This is a genomic window from Nocardioides sp. Soil805, from assembly GCF_001429625.1.
Taxonomy (GTDB): Bacteria; Actinomycetota; Actinomycetes; order Propionibacteriales; family Nocardioidaceae; genus Nocardioides.
In genome coordinates, this window is record NZ_LMSU01000005.1 from 45,424 (window position 1) to 59,134 (window position 13,711).

Annotated in this window: 15 protein-coding genes; 4 read left to right on the forward strand and 11 right to left on the reverse strand. The window is 72.3% G+C overall.

Annotated features, from left to right (window positions below; genetic code table 11):
• Positions 1 to 17 precede the first annotated feature (17 nt).
• The 6 genes from ASG94_RS18910 to ASG94_RS18935 form a co-directional block, all read right to left on the reverse strand.
• Positions 18 to 1,295, reverse strand: a complete 1,278-nt coding sequence (locus ASG94_RS18910) for a class I SAM-dependent methyltransferase (RefSeq protein ID WP_056928044.1) — start codon at positions 1,293 to 1,295, stop codon at positions 18 to 20.
• Positions 1,292 to 2,656 (reverse strand): FAD-binding oxidoreductase, encoded by a 1,365-nt coding sequence (locus tag ASG94_RS18915; protein WP_056928045.1) that lies wholly within the window; start codon positions 2,654 to 2,656, stop codon positions 1,292 to 1,294. The genes ASG94_RS18910 and ASG94_RS18915 overlap by 4 nt, the downstream gene beginning before the upstream one ends.
• Positions 2,657 to 2,743: 87 nt before the next feature.
• Entirely contained in the window at positions 2,744 to 3,085 is a 342-nt protein-coding gene (locus ASG94_RS18920) for a hypothetical protein (RefSeq protein WP_056928046.1), read from the reverse strand.
• Positions 3,078 to 4,382, reverse strand: coding sequence for a hemolysin family protein (locus ASG94_RS18925; protein ID WP_056928169.1), 1,305 nt, complete (start codon positions 4,380 to 4,382; stop codon positions 3,078 to 3,080). The genes ASG94_RS18920 and ASG94_RS18925 overlap by 8 nt, the downstream gene beginning before the upstream one ends.
• Complete coding sequence (gene ybeY / locus ASG94_RS18930; RefSeq protein WP_056928047.1) at positions 4,382 to 4,849, reverse strand: rRNA maturation RNase YbeY; 468 nt, start codon at positions 4,847 to 4,849, stop codon at positions 4,382 to 4,384. The genes ASG94_RS18925 and ybeY overlap by 1 nt, the downstream gene beginning before the upstream one ends.
• Positions 4,846 to 5,859 carry a PhoH family protein gene (locus ASG94_RS18935; protein ID WP_056928048.1) on the reverse strand — a complete coding sequence of 338 codons (1,014 nt, stop codon included), beginning with the start codon at positions 5,857 to 5,859 and terminating at the stop codon, positions 4,846 to 4,848. Before ASG94_RS18935 ends, ybeY begins: the two co-directional genes overlap by 4 nt.
• A gap of 70 nt (positions 5,860 to 5,929) precedes the next feature.
• Here ASG94_RS18935 and ASG94_RS18940 point away from each other — a divergent pair, with 70 nt between their 5' ends.
• Positions 5,930 to 6,205 (forward strand): hypothetical protein, encoded by a 276-nt coding sequence (locus ASG94_RS18940; protein WP_056928049.1) that lies wholly within the window; start codon positions 5,930 to 5,932, stop codon positions 6,203 to 6,205.
• Positions 6,206 to 6,221: 16 nt separating this feature from the next.
• On the opposite strand, the gene ASG94_RS18945 is transcribed toward ASG94_RS18940, so the two are convergent.
• Together ASG94_RS18945 and ASG94_RS18950 are read right to left on the reverse strand one after the other, a co-directional pair.
• Positions 6,222 to 7,460 carry a hypothetical protein gene (locus tag ASG94_RS18945; protein ID WP_156411712.1) on the reverse strand — a complete coding sequence of 413 codons (1,239 nt, stop codon included), beginning with the start codon at positions 7,458 to 7,460 and terminating at the stop codon, positions 6,222 to 6,224.
• Positions 7,457 to 7,816 carry a histidine triad nucleotide-binding protein gene (locus ASG94_RS18950; RefSeq protein WP_056928050.1) on the reverse strand — a complete coding sequence of 120 codons (360 nt, stop codon included), beginning with the start codon at positions 7,814 to 7,816 and terminating at the stop codon, positions 7,457 to 7,459. The genes ASG94_RS18945 and ASG94_RS18950 overlap by 4 nt, the downstream gene beginning before the upstream one ends.
• A 74-nt stretch (positions 7,817 to 7,890) precedes the next feature.
• On the opposite strand from ASG94_RS18950, the gene ASG94_RS18955 reads away from it, so the two are divergent.
• Complete coding sequence (locus ASG94_RS18955; protein WP_056928051.1) at positions 7,891 to 8,829, forward strand: Gmad2 immunoglobulin-like domain-containing protein; 939 nt, start codon at positions 7,891 to 7,893, stop codon at positions 8,827 to 8,829.
• Between the two features lie 518 nt (positions 8,830 to 9,347).
• Here ASG94_RS18955 and ASG94_RS18960 read toward each other — a convergent pair.
• From ASG94_RS18960 to hrcA, 3 genes are read right to left on the reverse strand one after another with little or no spacing between them, the layout of a single operon-like run.
• On the reverse strand, positions 9,348 to 10,088 hold the full coding sequence (locus tag ASG94_RS18960; protein ID WP_056928052.1) for a 16S rRNA (uracil(1498)-N(3))-methyltransferase: 741 nt from the start codon (positions 10,086 to 10,088) through the stop codon (positions 9,348 to 9,350).
• Between the two features lie 18 nt (positions 10,089 to 10,106).
• Positions 10,107 to 11,285: a molecular chaperone DnaJ gene (gene dnaJ, locus ASG94_RS18965; RefSeq protein ID WP_056928053.1), complete on the reverse strand. Its 1,179-nt coding sequence runs from the start codon at positions 11,283 to 11,285 to the stop codon at positions 10,107 to 10,109.
• Complete coding sequence (gene hrcA / locus ASG94_RS18970) at positions 11,282 to 12,310, reverse strand: heat-inducible transcriptional repressor HrcA (RefSeq protein ID WP_056928054.1); 1,029 nt, start codon at positions 12,308 to 12,310, stop codon at positions 11,282 to 11,284. The genes dnaJ and hrcA overlap by 4 nt, the downstream gene beginning before the upstream one ends.
• Before the next feature lie 99 nt (positions 12,311 to 12,409).
• Here hrcA and ASG94_RS18975 point away from each other — a divergent pair, with 99 nt between their 5' ends.
• Together ASG94_RS18975 and ASG94_RS18980 are read left to right on the forward strand one after the other, a co-directional pair.
• Positions 12,410 to 13,291 (forward strand): MBL fold metallo-hydrolase, encoded by an 882-nt coding sequence (locus tag ASG94_RS18975; RefSeq protein ID WP_056928055.1) that lies wholly within the window; start codon positions 12,410 to 12,412, stop codon positions 13,289 to 13,291.
• A 48-nt stretch (positions 13,292 to 13,339) separates the two neighbouring features.
• Complete coding sequence (locus ASG94_RS18980) at positions 13,340 to 13,696, forward strand: hypothetical protein (protein WP_056928056.1); 357 nt, start codon at positions 13,340 to 13,342, stop codon at positions 13,694 to 13,696.
• Positions 13,697 to 13,711: the final 15 nt, after the last annotated feature.

Below are 13,711 nucleotides of genomic sequence, written 5' to 3' on the forward strand. Positions count from 1 at the left end.
TGTCAGGAACCGCCCGCTCACCAGTCCGGACGCATCGGGAACGAGGACCGGCCGTCGTCCTGGTTGCGGGTGGCGAGCACGTGGTGCAACTCGACCTCGTCGCGCTCGAAGCCGACCCGCGAGCCGGCCATGTAGATCCCCCACACCCGGGCGGTCCCCTCCCCCACCTCGGCGACGCACTCGTCCCAGTGGGTGGCGAGGTTGCGGTTCCAGTCGGCGAGCGTGCGGGCGTAGTGCACGCGCAGGTTCTCGGTGTGCTGCACCTCGAGCCCGGCGTCCTGGGCCGCGGAGACGATCGTCCCCGACCCGGTGAGCTCACCGTCGGGGAAGACGTAGCGGTCGATGAACGCGCCCGTCTCCTGGCGCTTGTTGTGGTTGCGGGTGATGCAGTGGTTGAGCAGGCGTCCGCCGGGCCGCAGGCGGTCGCGCAGGTGGGCGAAGTACGCCGGGTAGTTGCGCACGCCGACGTGCTCGAGGAGGCCGATCGAGCTCACCGCGTCGAAGCCGGTCTCCAGGACGTCGCGGTAGTCGAGGTGGCGCACCTCGGCGAGGTCGCCGAGGCCCTCGCGGTCGATCGCCTCCTTGGCCCACTGCGCCTGCTCGAGGGACAGCGTGACGCCGAGCGCCCGCACGCCGTACTCGCGCGCGGCGTGGCGCACCATCCCGCCCCAGCCGCAGCCGACGTCCAGCAGGCGCTGCCCCGGCCGGAGGGCGAGCTTGCGGCAGACCAGGTCGAACTTCGCGGCCTGCGCCTCCTCGAGCGTCGCCTCCGCAGTGGGGTAGAGCGCACAGGTGTAGGCCATCGACGGACCCAGCACCCGCTCGTAGAAGCGGTTGGAGACGTCGTAGTGGCGGGCGATCACCTCGGCGTCGCGGGTCATGGAGTGCCGCAGCCCCTCCACGACCCGTCGCCAGCGCGGCAGGTGCTCCTGCGGCGGCGGCGGCGGCGGGCGCAGGTGCGTGAGCCCCAGCCCGCGGGCGATCGCGAAGGCCTCGGACGGCGGTGGCACCCGGAAGCGCGTGTGGTCCTTGAGCAGCACGAGCAGGTCGTAGGGGTCGCCGGGGTGCACGCCGGTGACGTCGAGGTCCCCGCTCGCGTAGGCCCGGGCCAGCCCGAGGTCGCCCGGCGCGGTCATCAGGTGCGCCAGGCCCCGCTCGGTCCTGAGGTGCAGCCCGATCTCCGCGTCCGGCGGCCCGGCACTGCTGCCGTCGTACGCCGTGAAGCGCACCGGCAGCCCGTCGCGCATCAGTCGGTCCACGGCGTCCCCGATGGGCATCCGTCGTGTGCTGGTCATCGTCCCCCCACCACCTTGTCGAAGAGGTCGGTCATCCGGCCGTCCGGGTCGTGCAGGCTCCTGACCCGGGCCAGGTTGGCCCCGTCGTAGAGCCGGTCGAAGTCCGCGCGCTCGTAGAACGCCTCGGAGTAGAGGCTCTTGTGGCCACCCAGCTCGGCGACCTTCGCCTCGATGGCCCGGTTGCGCGGGGCGTCCGGTGCGTCCGGCCCGACCGCGACGCTGCCCCAGAAGCCGACGTTGACGTACGTCGTCCCGGCCGTCAGCGGGTAGGTCGGCCAGGGCCGCTCGGAGTCGGTGCGCCGCAGCCGCAGCGGGCACAGCCACACCGGGCGCATCCCGACCTCGGCGTCGAACCAGGCGAGGAACTCGGGCAGCCGGTCGACCGGGACCTCGACGTCCTGCACGACCCGCTCGCCCTGCGGGCGCCCGGCCCGCCGGTCGAGGCGGTCGCCGATGCCGAACCGGCGGTCGAGGGCGACGAGACGCCAGTAGACGTCCGAGCGGCGCAGGCGCCGCGGCCACAACCGCCGTACGACGGGGTGCTGGGCGCCGAAGGCCCGCGAGCACCAGAACCAGTCGGTGTCCCAGCGCCACAGGTAGTCGTGCATCGTCAGCCGGTCGGTGGACCGGTGCTGCAGCGAGCGGTAGAAGACCTGCCGGCGCGTGTAGTCGCTGGTCGGCCCCGGCTCGTCGGTCCACCGGGCGAGGGTGAGGTAGAGCTCGTCGGGGGCGAAGGCCACGCCGTCGAGGCCGTCGACCGTCTCGCCCTCCCAGGCACGCTCGTCGGTGATCCGCACGACCGCGGCGGCGAGCGAGGCCGCGTCGGGGAAGCGGACGTGGCGCAGCGCGACGTACGGCGGGACGCGCTCGAGCTCGATCCGCAGCCGGGTGGCGTAGCCCAGGGAGCCGTAGGAGTTGGGGAAGGCGTCGAAGAGGTCGTCCCCGGGCTTGGTGGTCACGACCTCGCCCGAGCCGGTGAGGACGTCCATCTCCAGGACGGACTCGTGGGGCAGGCCGTGGCGGAAGCTGGTCGACTCGATCCCGAGACCGGTCACCGCGCCCCCGAGGGTGATGGTGCGCAGCTGGGGGACGACGTACGGGATCCGGTCGTGCTGCAGGGTCACCTCGACCAGGTGCTCGTAGGTGCACATCCCCTGCACCTCGGCGATGTCGCCGTCGACCTCGATGACGCCGTCGAGCCCTGAGACGTCGAGGCCGGACGTGGTCGCGCCCCGGGCCCGGAAGAGGTTGGAGGTCGGCTTGGCCAGACGTACCGGCGCGCCCTCGGACAGCGCGGCGTAGGACCTCGTCAGTCGCGCCACGCCGGCTGCGTGTCGGTCCCGACCGATCGCCGTGCGCACGCGCCCACGGTAGCGATCGCCGCCGACGCCGGACAGACCCCGCGCGTGACGTTCAGGTGACCGACTGGGTCACGATCGCGGGCCTGCTCAGGTGTGCAGCGTGGCGGACAGCGTGCCGCGCGGGTCGCCCGCGTGGACCGGGACACCGGTGCCGGCGAACTCGCGGACCGCGGCCAGCTCGGGCGCCGCGTCGGTCGCGCTCAGCGCGACTGCCGCCTCCAGCCCGCGGGAGCCGGAGGCGATGGCCATGGCCACGCAGACCTCGAGGGCGCTCAGCGACAACGACTCCAGCGCCACGCTGGCCGCCGCGTAGGTGCGCCCGTCGAGGTCGCGGACGGCGGCACCCTCGGCCGCACCGGTGCGGGCCCGGGTGGCCCGGGCCAGGGTCACCAGCTTGGCGTCCTCGGCCGACAGCTCGGGGTCAGTCATCGTCGCGCTCCTCGGAGTCGGTGTCGTCGTCGGGACCGGAGACCGGAGCCACCAGCACGGTGCCGATCTTGTTGCGGCGACCCGACACCCGCTCGGCCTCGAACCGCAGACCGTGCGCCTCGACCACCGAGCCCGGGATCGGCACCCGGCCCAGCTGCTTGGCCATCAGGCCGCCGACGCTGTCGACGTCCTCGTCGTGGACGGAGACCCCCACCAGCTCGTCGAGGTCGTCGACGGGGTAGCGCGAGGAGACACGGAAGGTGCCGTCGTCGAGGTACTCCACGTCGGTCTCCTCCTCGTCGTACTCGTCGGTGATCTCGCCGACGATCTCCTCGAGGACGTCCTCGATGGTGATCAGGCCGGCGGTGCCGCCGTACTCGTCGACCACGACCGCGATGTGCTGGCGGCGGGCCTGGAGCTCGGTGAGCAGGGCGTCGACGGGCTTGGACTCGGGGACCCAGTGGACGGGGCGCATGACCTCGTCGACGCGTTGGGTGAACTCCACGTCGGGCTGCTCGAAGTCGCGCCGCACGATGTCCTTGAGGTAGGCGATGCCCACGATGTCGTCGAGGTTCTCCCCCACGACCGGCACCCGGGAGAAGCCGCTGCGCAGGAACAGCGACATCGTCTGGCGCAGATTCTTGTGGCGCTCGATGTAGACGACGTCGGTGCGCGGGACCATCACCTCGCGGGCGATGGTGTCGCCGAGCTCGAAGACCGAGTGGATCATCTTGCGCTCGCCGGACTCGATCACCGCCGATGCCTCGGCCAGGTCGACCAGCTCGCGCAGCTCGGTCTCGGTCGAGAACGGCCCCTCACGGAAGCCCTTGCCCGGGGTGATCGCGTTGCCGAGCAGGATGAGCAGCTGCGGCAGCGGGCCGAGGATGGTCGTCACGAAGGACAGCGGGCCGGCCGACAGGGTCGCGACCGTCTGGTCGTGCTGGCGTCCGACCGTGCGGGGAGCCACCCCGATGACCACGAACGAGACGAGCAGCATCGCGCCCACGCTGGTGAGGTACGCCGGCCAGAAGTCACCGTCGTACAGGTCGTGGACCCACAGCGCGACCAGCACGATGGCCGCGGTCTCGCACAGCAGGCGCAGCAGCAGCGCGGTGTTGAGGTAGCGGGCGGGGTCGTCGAGGATCGTCAGCAGCCGCTTGGAGCCCGACGCACCTTCGGCGACCAGCTCCTCGGCACGGGCGTGCGAGAAGCCGCCGATGGCGGCGTCGGCGGCGGAGAAGAGACCGGCCAGCACGACGAGTGAGCCCGCCACCAGGAGCAGCCAGATGTCGCCGATCACTGCGCCGGATCAGGGGCCGAGGCCCCCCACTCCTCCAGGAGCCGGGCCTGGAGGCCGAACATCTCCGCGTGCTCCTCGGGCTCGGCGTGGTCGTAGCCGAGGAGGTGGAGGATGCCGTGCACGGTGAGCAGCTCGATCTCGGCGACGGTGCCGTGACCTGCCTCCGCACCCTGGCGCTCGGCCACGGTGGGGCACAGCACGAGGTCGCCGAGGACGCCCTCCTCGGGCTCCTCGTTGACCTTGCCGGGACGCAGCTCGTCCATCGGGAAGGCGAGCACGTCGGTCGGGCCTTCCTTGTCCATCCACTGCGCGTTGAGCTGCGCGATGGTGTCCTCGTCGACGGCCTTGATGCACAGCTCGGCGAGGGGGTGGACGCGCATGCGGTCCAGCACGAAGCGCGACAGCGTGGAGAGTCGCCGGACGTCGAGCTCCTGCTCGGACTCGTTGAGGACCTCGATGCTCATCGGTTGGTCCCCCGCGGTCGCGAGTCGCGTGAGTGCGGGGCCGGCTGCTGGGCGTCGTGGGCGTCGTACGCCGCCACGATGCGGCCCACGAGCCGGTGCCGCACGACGTCGTGCGAGGTCAGGCGGTTGAAGACGACGTCCTCGACGCCGTCGAGGATGCCCTCGACGACGCGGAGGCCGGACTGCACCCCGCCCGGCAGGTCGACCTGGGTGACGTCGCCGGTGACGACGATCTTGGAGCCGAAGCCGAGGCGGGTGAGGAACATCTTCATCTGCTCGGGCGAGGTGTTCTGCGCCTCGTCGAGGATGATGAACGCGTCGTTGAGGGTGCGCCCGCGCATGTAGGCCAGCGGAGCGACCTCGATGGTGCCGGCCGCCAGCAGCTTGGGGATCGTCTCCGGGTCGAGCATGTCGTGCAGCGCGTCGTACAACGGGCGCAGGTAGGGGTCGATCTTCTCCGAGAGCGTGCCGGGCAGGAAGCCCAGCCGCTCCCCGGCCTCGACGGCGGGACGGGTCAGGATGATCCGGCTGACGTCCTTGGCCTGCAGGGCCTGGACGGCCTTGGCCATCGCGAGGTAGGTCTTGCCGGTGCCGGCCGGGCCGATGCCGAAGGTGATCGTGTGCTTGTCGATCGAGTCGACGTAGCGCTTCTGGTTGAGCGTCTTGGGCCGGATGGTGCGGCCTCGGTTGCTCAGGATGTTGAGGGACAGCACGTCGGCCGGGCGCTCGGTGGTCTCGGCGCGCATCATCGAGATGATGCGCTCGACCGTCTCGGCGGTGACGCCCTGGCCGGTGCGGATGATGGTCACGATCTCGTCGAGCAGCCGCTCGGCGAGGGCGACCTCGGCCGGCTCACCGGTGAGGGTGATGCGGTTGCCGCGGACGTGGACGTCGGCGGAGAACGCGCGCTCGATGAGGCCGAGGTGCTCGTCGCCGGGGCCGAGGACGCTGACCATGTCGATGCTGTTGGGCACGACGACGGTGTGGGAGGGATACGGAGTCTCAGTCATGGGTGGTCCCATGCTAGCGAGCGGCTCCGACAGCGCCCACCGAGCAACCCCTCGGACGTACGGTGTCCCCATGCCGGGTGCCGACCGCGACCTCCACGAGTGGTACGACGAGGACCCCGACGACCACGACGACAACACCGAGCCCGCCTGGTTCGCCGGCCAGCACCTGCCCGAGGACGCCCGCCGGATGGGGCTGACCCACCACACGGTCGAGGGCGCACTGCTGGACTTCGGGGGCCGCCTCGACTCCTCCAAGCCGTGGCACCGGGTCACGGCGTGGCTGATGCTCGTGGTCTTCGGGCTGCCGGTCCTGTTCGCGGTGCTGCGGCTGCGCTACCTGTTCTGAGCCGGGCCCGTCCGGATCAGGGCTTGCTGACCTGGAGCATCCCCAGGCACATCTCGTCGGTCGTGCCCTCGCCCCACACGACGTACCGGTCGGGCTGGCCCTCGAAGGACGGGAGCTGGTCACGCAGCGACTGCGTGTGCCTGCAGGTGACCTTCACCGTGTCGCCGGGCTGCAGCGAGACCGGGTCGATGTCGCGGGCGCCCTGGTCGTCGAAGTCCCACACCGGGATGTCGAGCACCGTCTTCTCGCGGTCGGTGCCGGGGTTGGTGACGACGCTGATCTCGCGTCCGAGCAGATGCATGTGGCCGCCGGTGGCGTGGATGGTGATCGGCTCGTTCACCGTGCGGGTGCAGCTCTGCACCTGGCCGGGGTCCGGTTCGCCGCCGCACAGCAGGTAGAGCACGTTGGCGGTGCGCGAGCCCTCGGCACCGAAACGCTGCAGCACGTCCATCATCGCGGCGTCGCGGTCGCACAGCGGGCCGTCGGCGTACGCCGCGCGGCAGGGCAGCTCGACGGGCGCCGGGAGCAGCATGGTGTGCAGCTCGGTCAGGTCCCGGCTGCCGGGTGCGAGGCGCAGCTGGGCGGCCGAGGTGTCCGGCTGGGTGCCGGCGAGGAGGTTGTAGTGGACCTGCATGACGATCCGGGATCCCTCGGCCAGCTTGACGCCGTACCCGGGCTTGCGGACCGACTCCTCGCCGCCCGGTGCCCAGGCGCCGATCCACGCGGCGTCGTCGACCTGCTGGAACGCGTCGAGGCCGGTGCCGCCGAAGCACGTCCATCCCTCGCCGTCCTCCTGCGCGTCCTTCTCCTCGGCCGCCGCCACCTGCTCGGCCGGGACCTGGAAGAGGATGACGTGGTGGACGACCTCGGGGTTGCCGGGCTGCACGGTGGTGCCGGTGAGCCAGGTGTCGCGCTCGAGGCCGGGGTCGAGCAGGAAGCAGCGGTAGTCGTCGGTGCCCGTGCCGTAGGGGGCGGAGGGTGTGTACGCCGTCGGCATGGTGAGGGTCTCGCGGCGCTCGCCCCTGCGCAGCGGCACCTCCGCGGCCGGCTCGACCGACGCGTGGTCGTCGTGGCCCGTCCCGGTGCCCGCCTCCGCCGTGCTCGCGTCGGTCGCCTCGTGGCCGGCCTCGTGCTCCTCGGACGCCGACGAGCAGCCGGCCAGCAGGAGGGCCAGGGCCGCGACGACGGTCGCGACCAGCCGACTCGTCGGGCGGCTCGTCCGGCGGCTCGTCCGGCGGCTGGTCGAGCGGCTCATCCGGGCGGCCACTGCAGGGTCCGTCCGCCGAGCAGGTGCAGGTGGGCGTGGAAGACGGTCTGGCCCGCCCCGGCGCCGGTGTTGAAGACCGACCGGTAGCCGTCGGACAGGCCCTCGCGCTCGGCGATGTCCGCTGCGGCCCGCAGCACGTCGGCCAGGCCGGAGGGTTCGTGGTGGGCCAGCTCGGCGGCGTCCGCGTAGTGGCTGCGCGGCACCACCAGCACGTGGGTGGGCGCCTGCGGGTTGATGTCGCGGAACGCCACCGTCGTCTCGTCTGCGCGCACGATCTCGGCGGGGACGTCACCGGCCACGATCTTGCAGAACAGGCAGTCGTCGGGACGATCGGGCGCGGTCATGGGCCCAGCCTAAGTCCGCGGTCCCCGGCGTGTAACCGATTGGACGCGCCTTACGTCCCACTAGCGTGAAACGCATGCGTCCCTCTTCCCTGGCCCTGTACGCCGCGCTCGCCCTCGGGCTCGCCTCGGGCCTGTCCGCCTGCTCGGAGGACGACCCGGCGCGCGACGACCAGACGCCTGCCGGCGCGACCGCGACCGAGAGCTCGACCCAGGAGCCGACCGAGCAGCCGTCCGAGTCCGAGGCCGCATCACCGGACGAGGAAACAGAGCAGCCGTCCGAGTCCGAGGCCTCCGGCACCGCGGTGCCGGTCTACTACGTCGGCGACACCCCGCAGGGACCGCGGCTGTTCCGCGAGTTCCAGCGGGTCGCGGGCGACCCGCTGCTCGAGGCCGCGAAGCTCGTCGACGGCGGAGCCCCGCTCGACCCGGACTACCGCACCGAGTGGCCCGGCGTGGGCATCGAGAGCGTGCAGGCCACCGACGGCGTGCTGCTCGTCACGATCCCCGGTGACGGCTTCACCGACCGGCCCGACGGCATGTCCAGGCGCTCGGCGCGCCTCGCCCTCCAGCAGCTCGCCTACACGTTGCAGGGCGTCCAGCAGGAGCGGGTTCCGGTGCAGATCCAGCGCACGGGCGCCGACCCGGTGCTCTTCGGCATCAGCACCGAGGCCCCGATCACCAACGCACCGGCCTTGAAGGTCTCCAGCCTGGTCAACGTCACCTCTCCCGCCCAGGGCGAGACCGTCGAGGGCGACAGCCTCGAGGCCAGCGGGGTGGCGTCGTCCTTCGAGGCGACCGTGCCGTGGGAGATCCGGCGTGGCGACGAGGTCGTGCTCGACGGCTTCGCCACCGCCGAGGGCTGGATGGACAAGCTCTACCCCTGGCAGGCGAGCATCGACGTCTCCGGGCTCGAGCCGGGTGACTACACCTTCGTGGCCCGTACCGACGACCCCTCCGGCGGCGCCGAGGGTGCCGGGCCGCACGAGGACACCAAGGACTTCACCCTCCGCTGACCGGGCACTTCCTGACACCTCACACCCGCCGACCGGGCAGTTCCTGACACCTCCCACCCGCCGACCGGGCGCTTCCTGACACCTCACACCCGCCGACCGGGCAGTTCCTGACACCTCACACCCGCCGACCGGGCAGTTCCTGACACCTCACACCCGCCGACCTCCCCCCTTCCTGACACCTCACACCCGCCGACCTCCCCCCTTCCTGTGCGTCGATCCCTCCGGGCAGGTGGGGAACCGGACAGGCCGCAAGCCACCGACGTACGCCGATCTCGTTCCCCGCTGCGGCGGATCAGCCCCCAGCTGACAGCAAGCGCCCGCTCGGCACGCCCCAGGTGTCAGGAAGCGCCCGGTCGGCGCCCCCCAGGTGCCAGGAAGCGCCCGGTCGGCGCCCCCCAGGTGCCAGGAAGCGCCCGCTCGGCACGCCTCAGGTGTCAGGAAGCGCCCGCTCGGCGGCCCCCAGGTGTCAGGAAGCGCCCGCTCGGTGGCCCCCAGCTGACAGGAAGTGCCCGCTCGCGTCAGCGCCAGCGGTCGGTGCGCGCGAGCAGCGCGGCGACGGCGACGACGCCGGCGGTCGACGTACGCAGCACCTCGTCGCCGAGGCGGACGGTGCGGGCACCGGCGGACTCGAGGGCCGCCAGCTCCTCGGGGGCGATGCCGCCCTCGGGGCCGACCACGACCACGATCCGCCCGGTGGCCGGGACGTCGAGGCCGGCCAGCGCGGTCGTCGCGTCCTCGTGCAGCACCACGGCCAGGTCGGCGTCGGCCACCAGGTCGCGGACGGCATCGGTCGAGGCGAGCGGAGTCACGGTCGGGAGCCACGAGCGGCGGGACTGCTTGCCGGCCTCGCGGGCGGTGGCCTGCCACTTGGCGTGGGACTTCGCGGCGCGCTCGCCCTTCCAGACCGCCACCGATCGGGCGGCGGCCCAGGGCACGACGACGTCGACGCCCACCTCGGTGAGCACCTCGACGGCGAGCTCGCCGCGGTCACCCTTGGGCAGCGCCTGGACCACGGTGAAGGCCGGCGAGGGCCGGTCCGCCGCCGCCACGGACGCGACCTCGACGTCGAAGACGCGCTTGCCCGTCGTGGTGACCGCACCCGTCACCGAACGACCCTCGCCGTCGGTGAGGACCACCTGCTCGCCGACGCGCAGACGGCGTACGGCGACGGCGTGGTGCGCCTCGTCGCCGGTCACCTCGACGACCGAGCCGACGACGACGCCCTCCAGCGTGGGCACGAGGTGGACGGGGAGGGTCATACGGTCAGCGCTGCCGGATCAGTGCGGGTTGAACGCGTCGCGCAGGCGACCGAACACCGACTTCTGCGGAGCCCGGACCGCGCCGTCCGGCGACTCCTCGCCCCGGATGGCCGCCAGCTCGCGCAGCAGCTCCTCCTGGCGCTCGTCGAGCCGGGTCGGGGTGTCGACCACCACGGTGACGATCAGGTCGCCGCGACCACCGCGCAGGCCCGGGACGCCGAACCCGCGCAGCACCTGCTCGCTGCCGGACTGGGTGCCGGGCTTGACCTCGAGGTCGTAGTCGGTGCGGACCTCGGAGTCCTCGGCGGTGTCGAGGTCGGCCTCGAGCAGCGGCAGGGTGAGCGTGGCGCCGAGCGCGGCGGCGGTCATCGGCAGGGTCACCGTGCAGTGCAGGTCGTTGCCGTGCCGGGTGAACGTCGGGTGCGCGTCGACGTGGATCTCGACGTAGAGGTCACCGGGCGGACCGCCACCGGGACCGACCTCGCCCTGCTCGCTGAGCTGCACGCGGGTGCCGTGGTCGACGCCGGCGGGGATCTTGACCGTCAGGTTGCGGCGCGAGCGCACGCGGCCGTCGCCGGAGCACTCGCGGCAGGGGTCGGGGATGATCTGGCCGAAGCCACGGCACGCGGCGCACGGGCGCAGCGTGCGGATCTCGCCGAGGAACGAGCGCTGCACCTGGGCCACCTCGCCGGCGCCGCGGCACGTCTCGCAGGTCACCGGCTTGGTGCCGGGCGAGGCACCGTCGCCGTGGCACGTCGTGCACACGACCGCGGTGTCGACCTTGAGGTCCTTGGTGGTGCCGAAGGCGGCCTCGGCGAGCTCGACGTCGAGCCGGATCAGGGCGTCCTGGCCACGGCGTACCCGCTGGCGCGGTCCGCGCCCCTGGCCCCCGCCGCCACCGGGGGCGTTGCCCCCGAAGAAGGCGTCCATGATGTCGGTGAACGAGAAGCCCTGGCCCTGCCCGAAGCCGGCCGCGCCGCCGCCGAACGGGTCGCCGCCGCGGTCGTACGCCGCGCGCTTCTGGGGGTCGGAGAGGACCTCGTAGGCGCGGGAGACCTCCTTGAACTTCTCCTGCGTCGCCGGGTCCGGGTTGACGTCCGGGTGGAGCTGGCGGGCGAGGCCTCGGTAGGCCTTCTTGATGGTGGCATCGTCCGCGTCGCGGGAGACGCCGAGCAGCTCGTAGAGATCCTGGGTCACTGGTGTCCTTCGTCGAGGATCCGGGAGACGTACCGCGCGACGGCGCGCACGGCAGCCATGGATCCGGGGTAGTCCATGCGGGTGGGGCCCACCACGCCGAGCGTGGCGAAGGCCTGGTCTGCGGGGCCGTAGCCGGTGGCCACGACGCTGGTCGAGGAGAGCTCCGAGTAGGGCCCCTCGTGGCCGATGCGCACCGTCACGGCATCGCCGGAGGTGGCCTCACCGAGGAGCTTGAGCAGCACGACGTGCTCCTCCAGCGCCTCGAGCAGCGGGCGGACCGCGGTGTCGAAGTTGTCGCCGAAGCGGGCCAGGTTGGCCGCTCCGCCGACGGCGACGCGCGCGTCGTTGCGGTGGTCGGACATCGCCTCGGCCAAGGCGGTGACGACCTCGCGGGTGATCACGGCCGTCTCGGGGACGACCTCGTCGGGCAGACGTCCGAGCGCAACCGTGGCGTCGGCGATCCGCTCCCCAGCCGCCGCCTGGTTGACCCGGGTGCGCAGGTCGGCGAGCTGCTCGTCGGCGATCTCCGCACCGAGGTCGACGAGGCGCTGCTCGACCCGCCCGGTGCTGAGGATGAGGATCACCATCACACGGGTGGGCGTCAGCGAGACGAGCTCGACGTGACGCACCGTGCTGCGCGACAGGGTGGGGTACTGCACGATCGCGACCTGGCGGGTGAGCTGGCTCAGCAGCCGCACCGAGCGGCGTACGACGTCGTCGAGGTCGACCGCCCCGTCGAGCAGGGTGGTGATCGCCCTCCGCTCGGCCGCGCTCATCGGCTTGACGCCCGTCAGCCGGTCGACGAAGAGCCGGTAGCCCTTGTCGGTCGGCACCCGCCCGGCGCTGGTGTGCGGCTGGTGGATGAAGCCCTCGTCCTCGAGGGCCGCCATGTCGTTGCGCACCGTCGCCGGCGAGACGCCGAGGCTGTGTCGCTCGACCAGCGCCTTGGAGCCCACCGGCTCCTCGGTGGCGACGTAGTCCTCGACGATCGCGCGGAGGACGGCGAGCCTGCGGTCCTCGACCATCACGTCCTCCTCTCCTCGTCGGGTCAGTGCGCCACGCGGCATCAGCGACGTGTCTGGCACTCGCTGAGCGTGAGTGCCAAGCCTACTAGGGTCGATCCCATGACTGACACCAGCGAGCCGTCCCTCGTCGAGGTCGCCCCCCGCGTCTGGGTGGTGCACCACCCGTGGATGCACGTCAACATCACCCTCGTGGGTGGCTCCGACGGCCTCGTGATGGTCGACACGCACGGCTCGGCGCAGGCTGCCCGCGAGGTCGCCGACGTCGTACGACGCCTCGGTGCCGGGCCGCTGACGGCCCTGGTCAACACCCACGACCACTGGGACCACTGGTTCGGCAACGACGTGATGGTCACCACGCTCGGCGACTCGGTCACCGCAATCGGCGACGTCCCGATCCACGCGACGGAGTTCGCCGTGGAGCAGATGGCGCGCGCCGGCGACCGGCCCGACCCCAAGCGCGTCGGGGCCAACCCGCGGGCCGAGGAGATCCTCGACACCACCCTCCGCCCGGCCACCCGTGGCTTCTCCTCCGCGATCGCCCTCGACCTCGGTGACCGGGCCGTCGAGCTGATCCACCCCGGACGCGGCCACACCGCGGGCGACCTGGTGGTGCGGGTGCCCGACGCGGACGTGATGGTCGCGGGCGACCTCGTCGAGGAGTCCGACAAGCCGTTCATTGGCGACGACTCGTTCCCGCTGGAGTGGCCGCTGACCCTCGACCTGGTGCTCGGCCTGACCACGGCGGACACCGTCGTGGTCCCCGGGCACGGGCAGCTCGTCGACCGGGACTTCGTCCAGGAGCAGCGCAGCGAGCTCGGGATCATCGCCGAGACGATCCGCGACCTGGCCGGGCGCGGCGTACCCGTCGGCCAGGCCCTCGAGCAGGGCGAGTGGCCCTGGGACGAGAAGCTCCTCACCTCGGCCGTGCGGCTCGGCTACGAGCACCTGCCGCGCAGCCAGAAGCGACTGCCGCTCATCTGAGTCCCTAGGGGGGTGTACGCAGCGGCGTCGCTCGCGTAGGAACGTCGCATGACCGAATCCAGCGATCTCCCCCAGGCCAGCGCGACCACCAGCGAGGCCGACGCCGACCACGAGGGCGGCACCACGGGCCCCGACGACCAGCAGCTCGCAGGCGTGTCCGACGACCAGCTCCCCGAGGACCTCCAGCCCGGCGAGGACAACCCGCTCGCCGAGCCCCTCGACCCCGACGACGAGTCGACCAAGGACGCCGACGAGCTCGGCATGGACGACACGCAGGACGACACCACCGGCACCTACGAGTCCTCGGGCGAGACCCCCAGCACCGAGGACGACAAGGCCACCGAGGACACCGACCCGGAGTCCGTCAGCGGCGACGGAGCCCAGGGCGCGGGCATCAGCGGCTAGACCCGGTCCAGAGGT

What these genes read in the sequence shown, in the direction of transcription:
- ASG94_RS18910 (WP_056928044.1), bottom strand. Translation starts at nt 1,295, where the DNA reads ATGACCAGCACACGACGGATGCCCATCGGGGACGCCGTGGACCGACTG.
- ASG94_RS18920 (WP_056928046.1), bottom strand. Translation starts at nt 3,085, where the DNA reads ATGACTGACCCCGAGCTGTCGGCCGAGGACGCCAAGCTGGTGACCCTG.
- ybeY (WP_056928047.1), bottom strand. Translation starts at nt 4,849, where the DNA reads ATGAGCATCGAGGTCCTCAACGAGTCCGAGCAGGAGCTCGACGTCCGG.
- ASG94_RS18935 (WP_056928048.1), bottom strand. Translation starts at nt 5,859, where the DNA reads ATGACTGAGACTCCGTATCCCTCCCACACCGTCGTCGTGCCCAACAGC.
- ASG94_RS18940 (WP_056928049.1), top strand. Translation starts at nt 5,930, where the DNA reads ATGCCGGGTGCCGACCGCGACCTCCACGAGTGGTACGACGAGGACCCC.
- ASG94_RS18945 (WP_156411712.1), bottom strand. Translation starts at nt 7,460, where the DNA reads ATGAGCCGCTCGACCAGCCGCCGGACGAGCCGCCGGACGAGCCGCCCG.
- ASG94_RS18950 (WP_056928050.1), bottom strand. Translation starts at nt 7,816, where the DNA reads ATGACCGCGCCCGATCGTCCCGACGACTGCCTGTTCTGCAAGATCGTG.
- ASG94_RS18955 (WP_056928051.1), top strand. Translation starts at nt 7,891, where the DNA reads ATGCGTCCCTCTTCCCTGGCCCTGTACGCCGCGCTCGCCCTCGGGCTC.
- ASG94_RS18960 (WP_056928052.1), bottom strand. Translation starts at nt 10,088, where the DNA reads ATGACCCTCCCCGTCCACCTCGTGCCCACGCTGGAGGGCGTCGTCGTC.
- hrcA (WP_056928054.1), bottom strand. Translation starts at nt 12,310, where the DNA reads ATGGTCGAGGACCGCAGGCTCGCCGTCCTCCGCGCGATCGTCGAGGAC.
- ASG94_RS18975 (WP_056928055.1), top strand. Translation starts at nt 12,410, where the DNA reads ATGACTGACACCAGCGAGCCGTCCCTCGTCGAGGTCGCCCCCCGCGTC.
- ASG94_RS18980 (WP_056928056.1), top strand. Translation starts at nt 13,340, where the DNA reads ATGACCGAATCCAGCGATCTCCCCCAGGCCAGCGCGACCACCAGCGAG.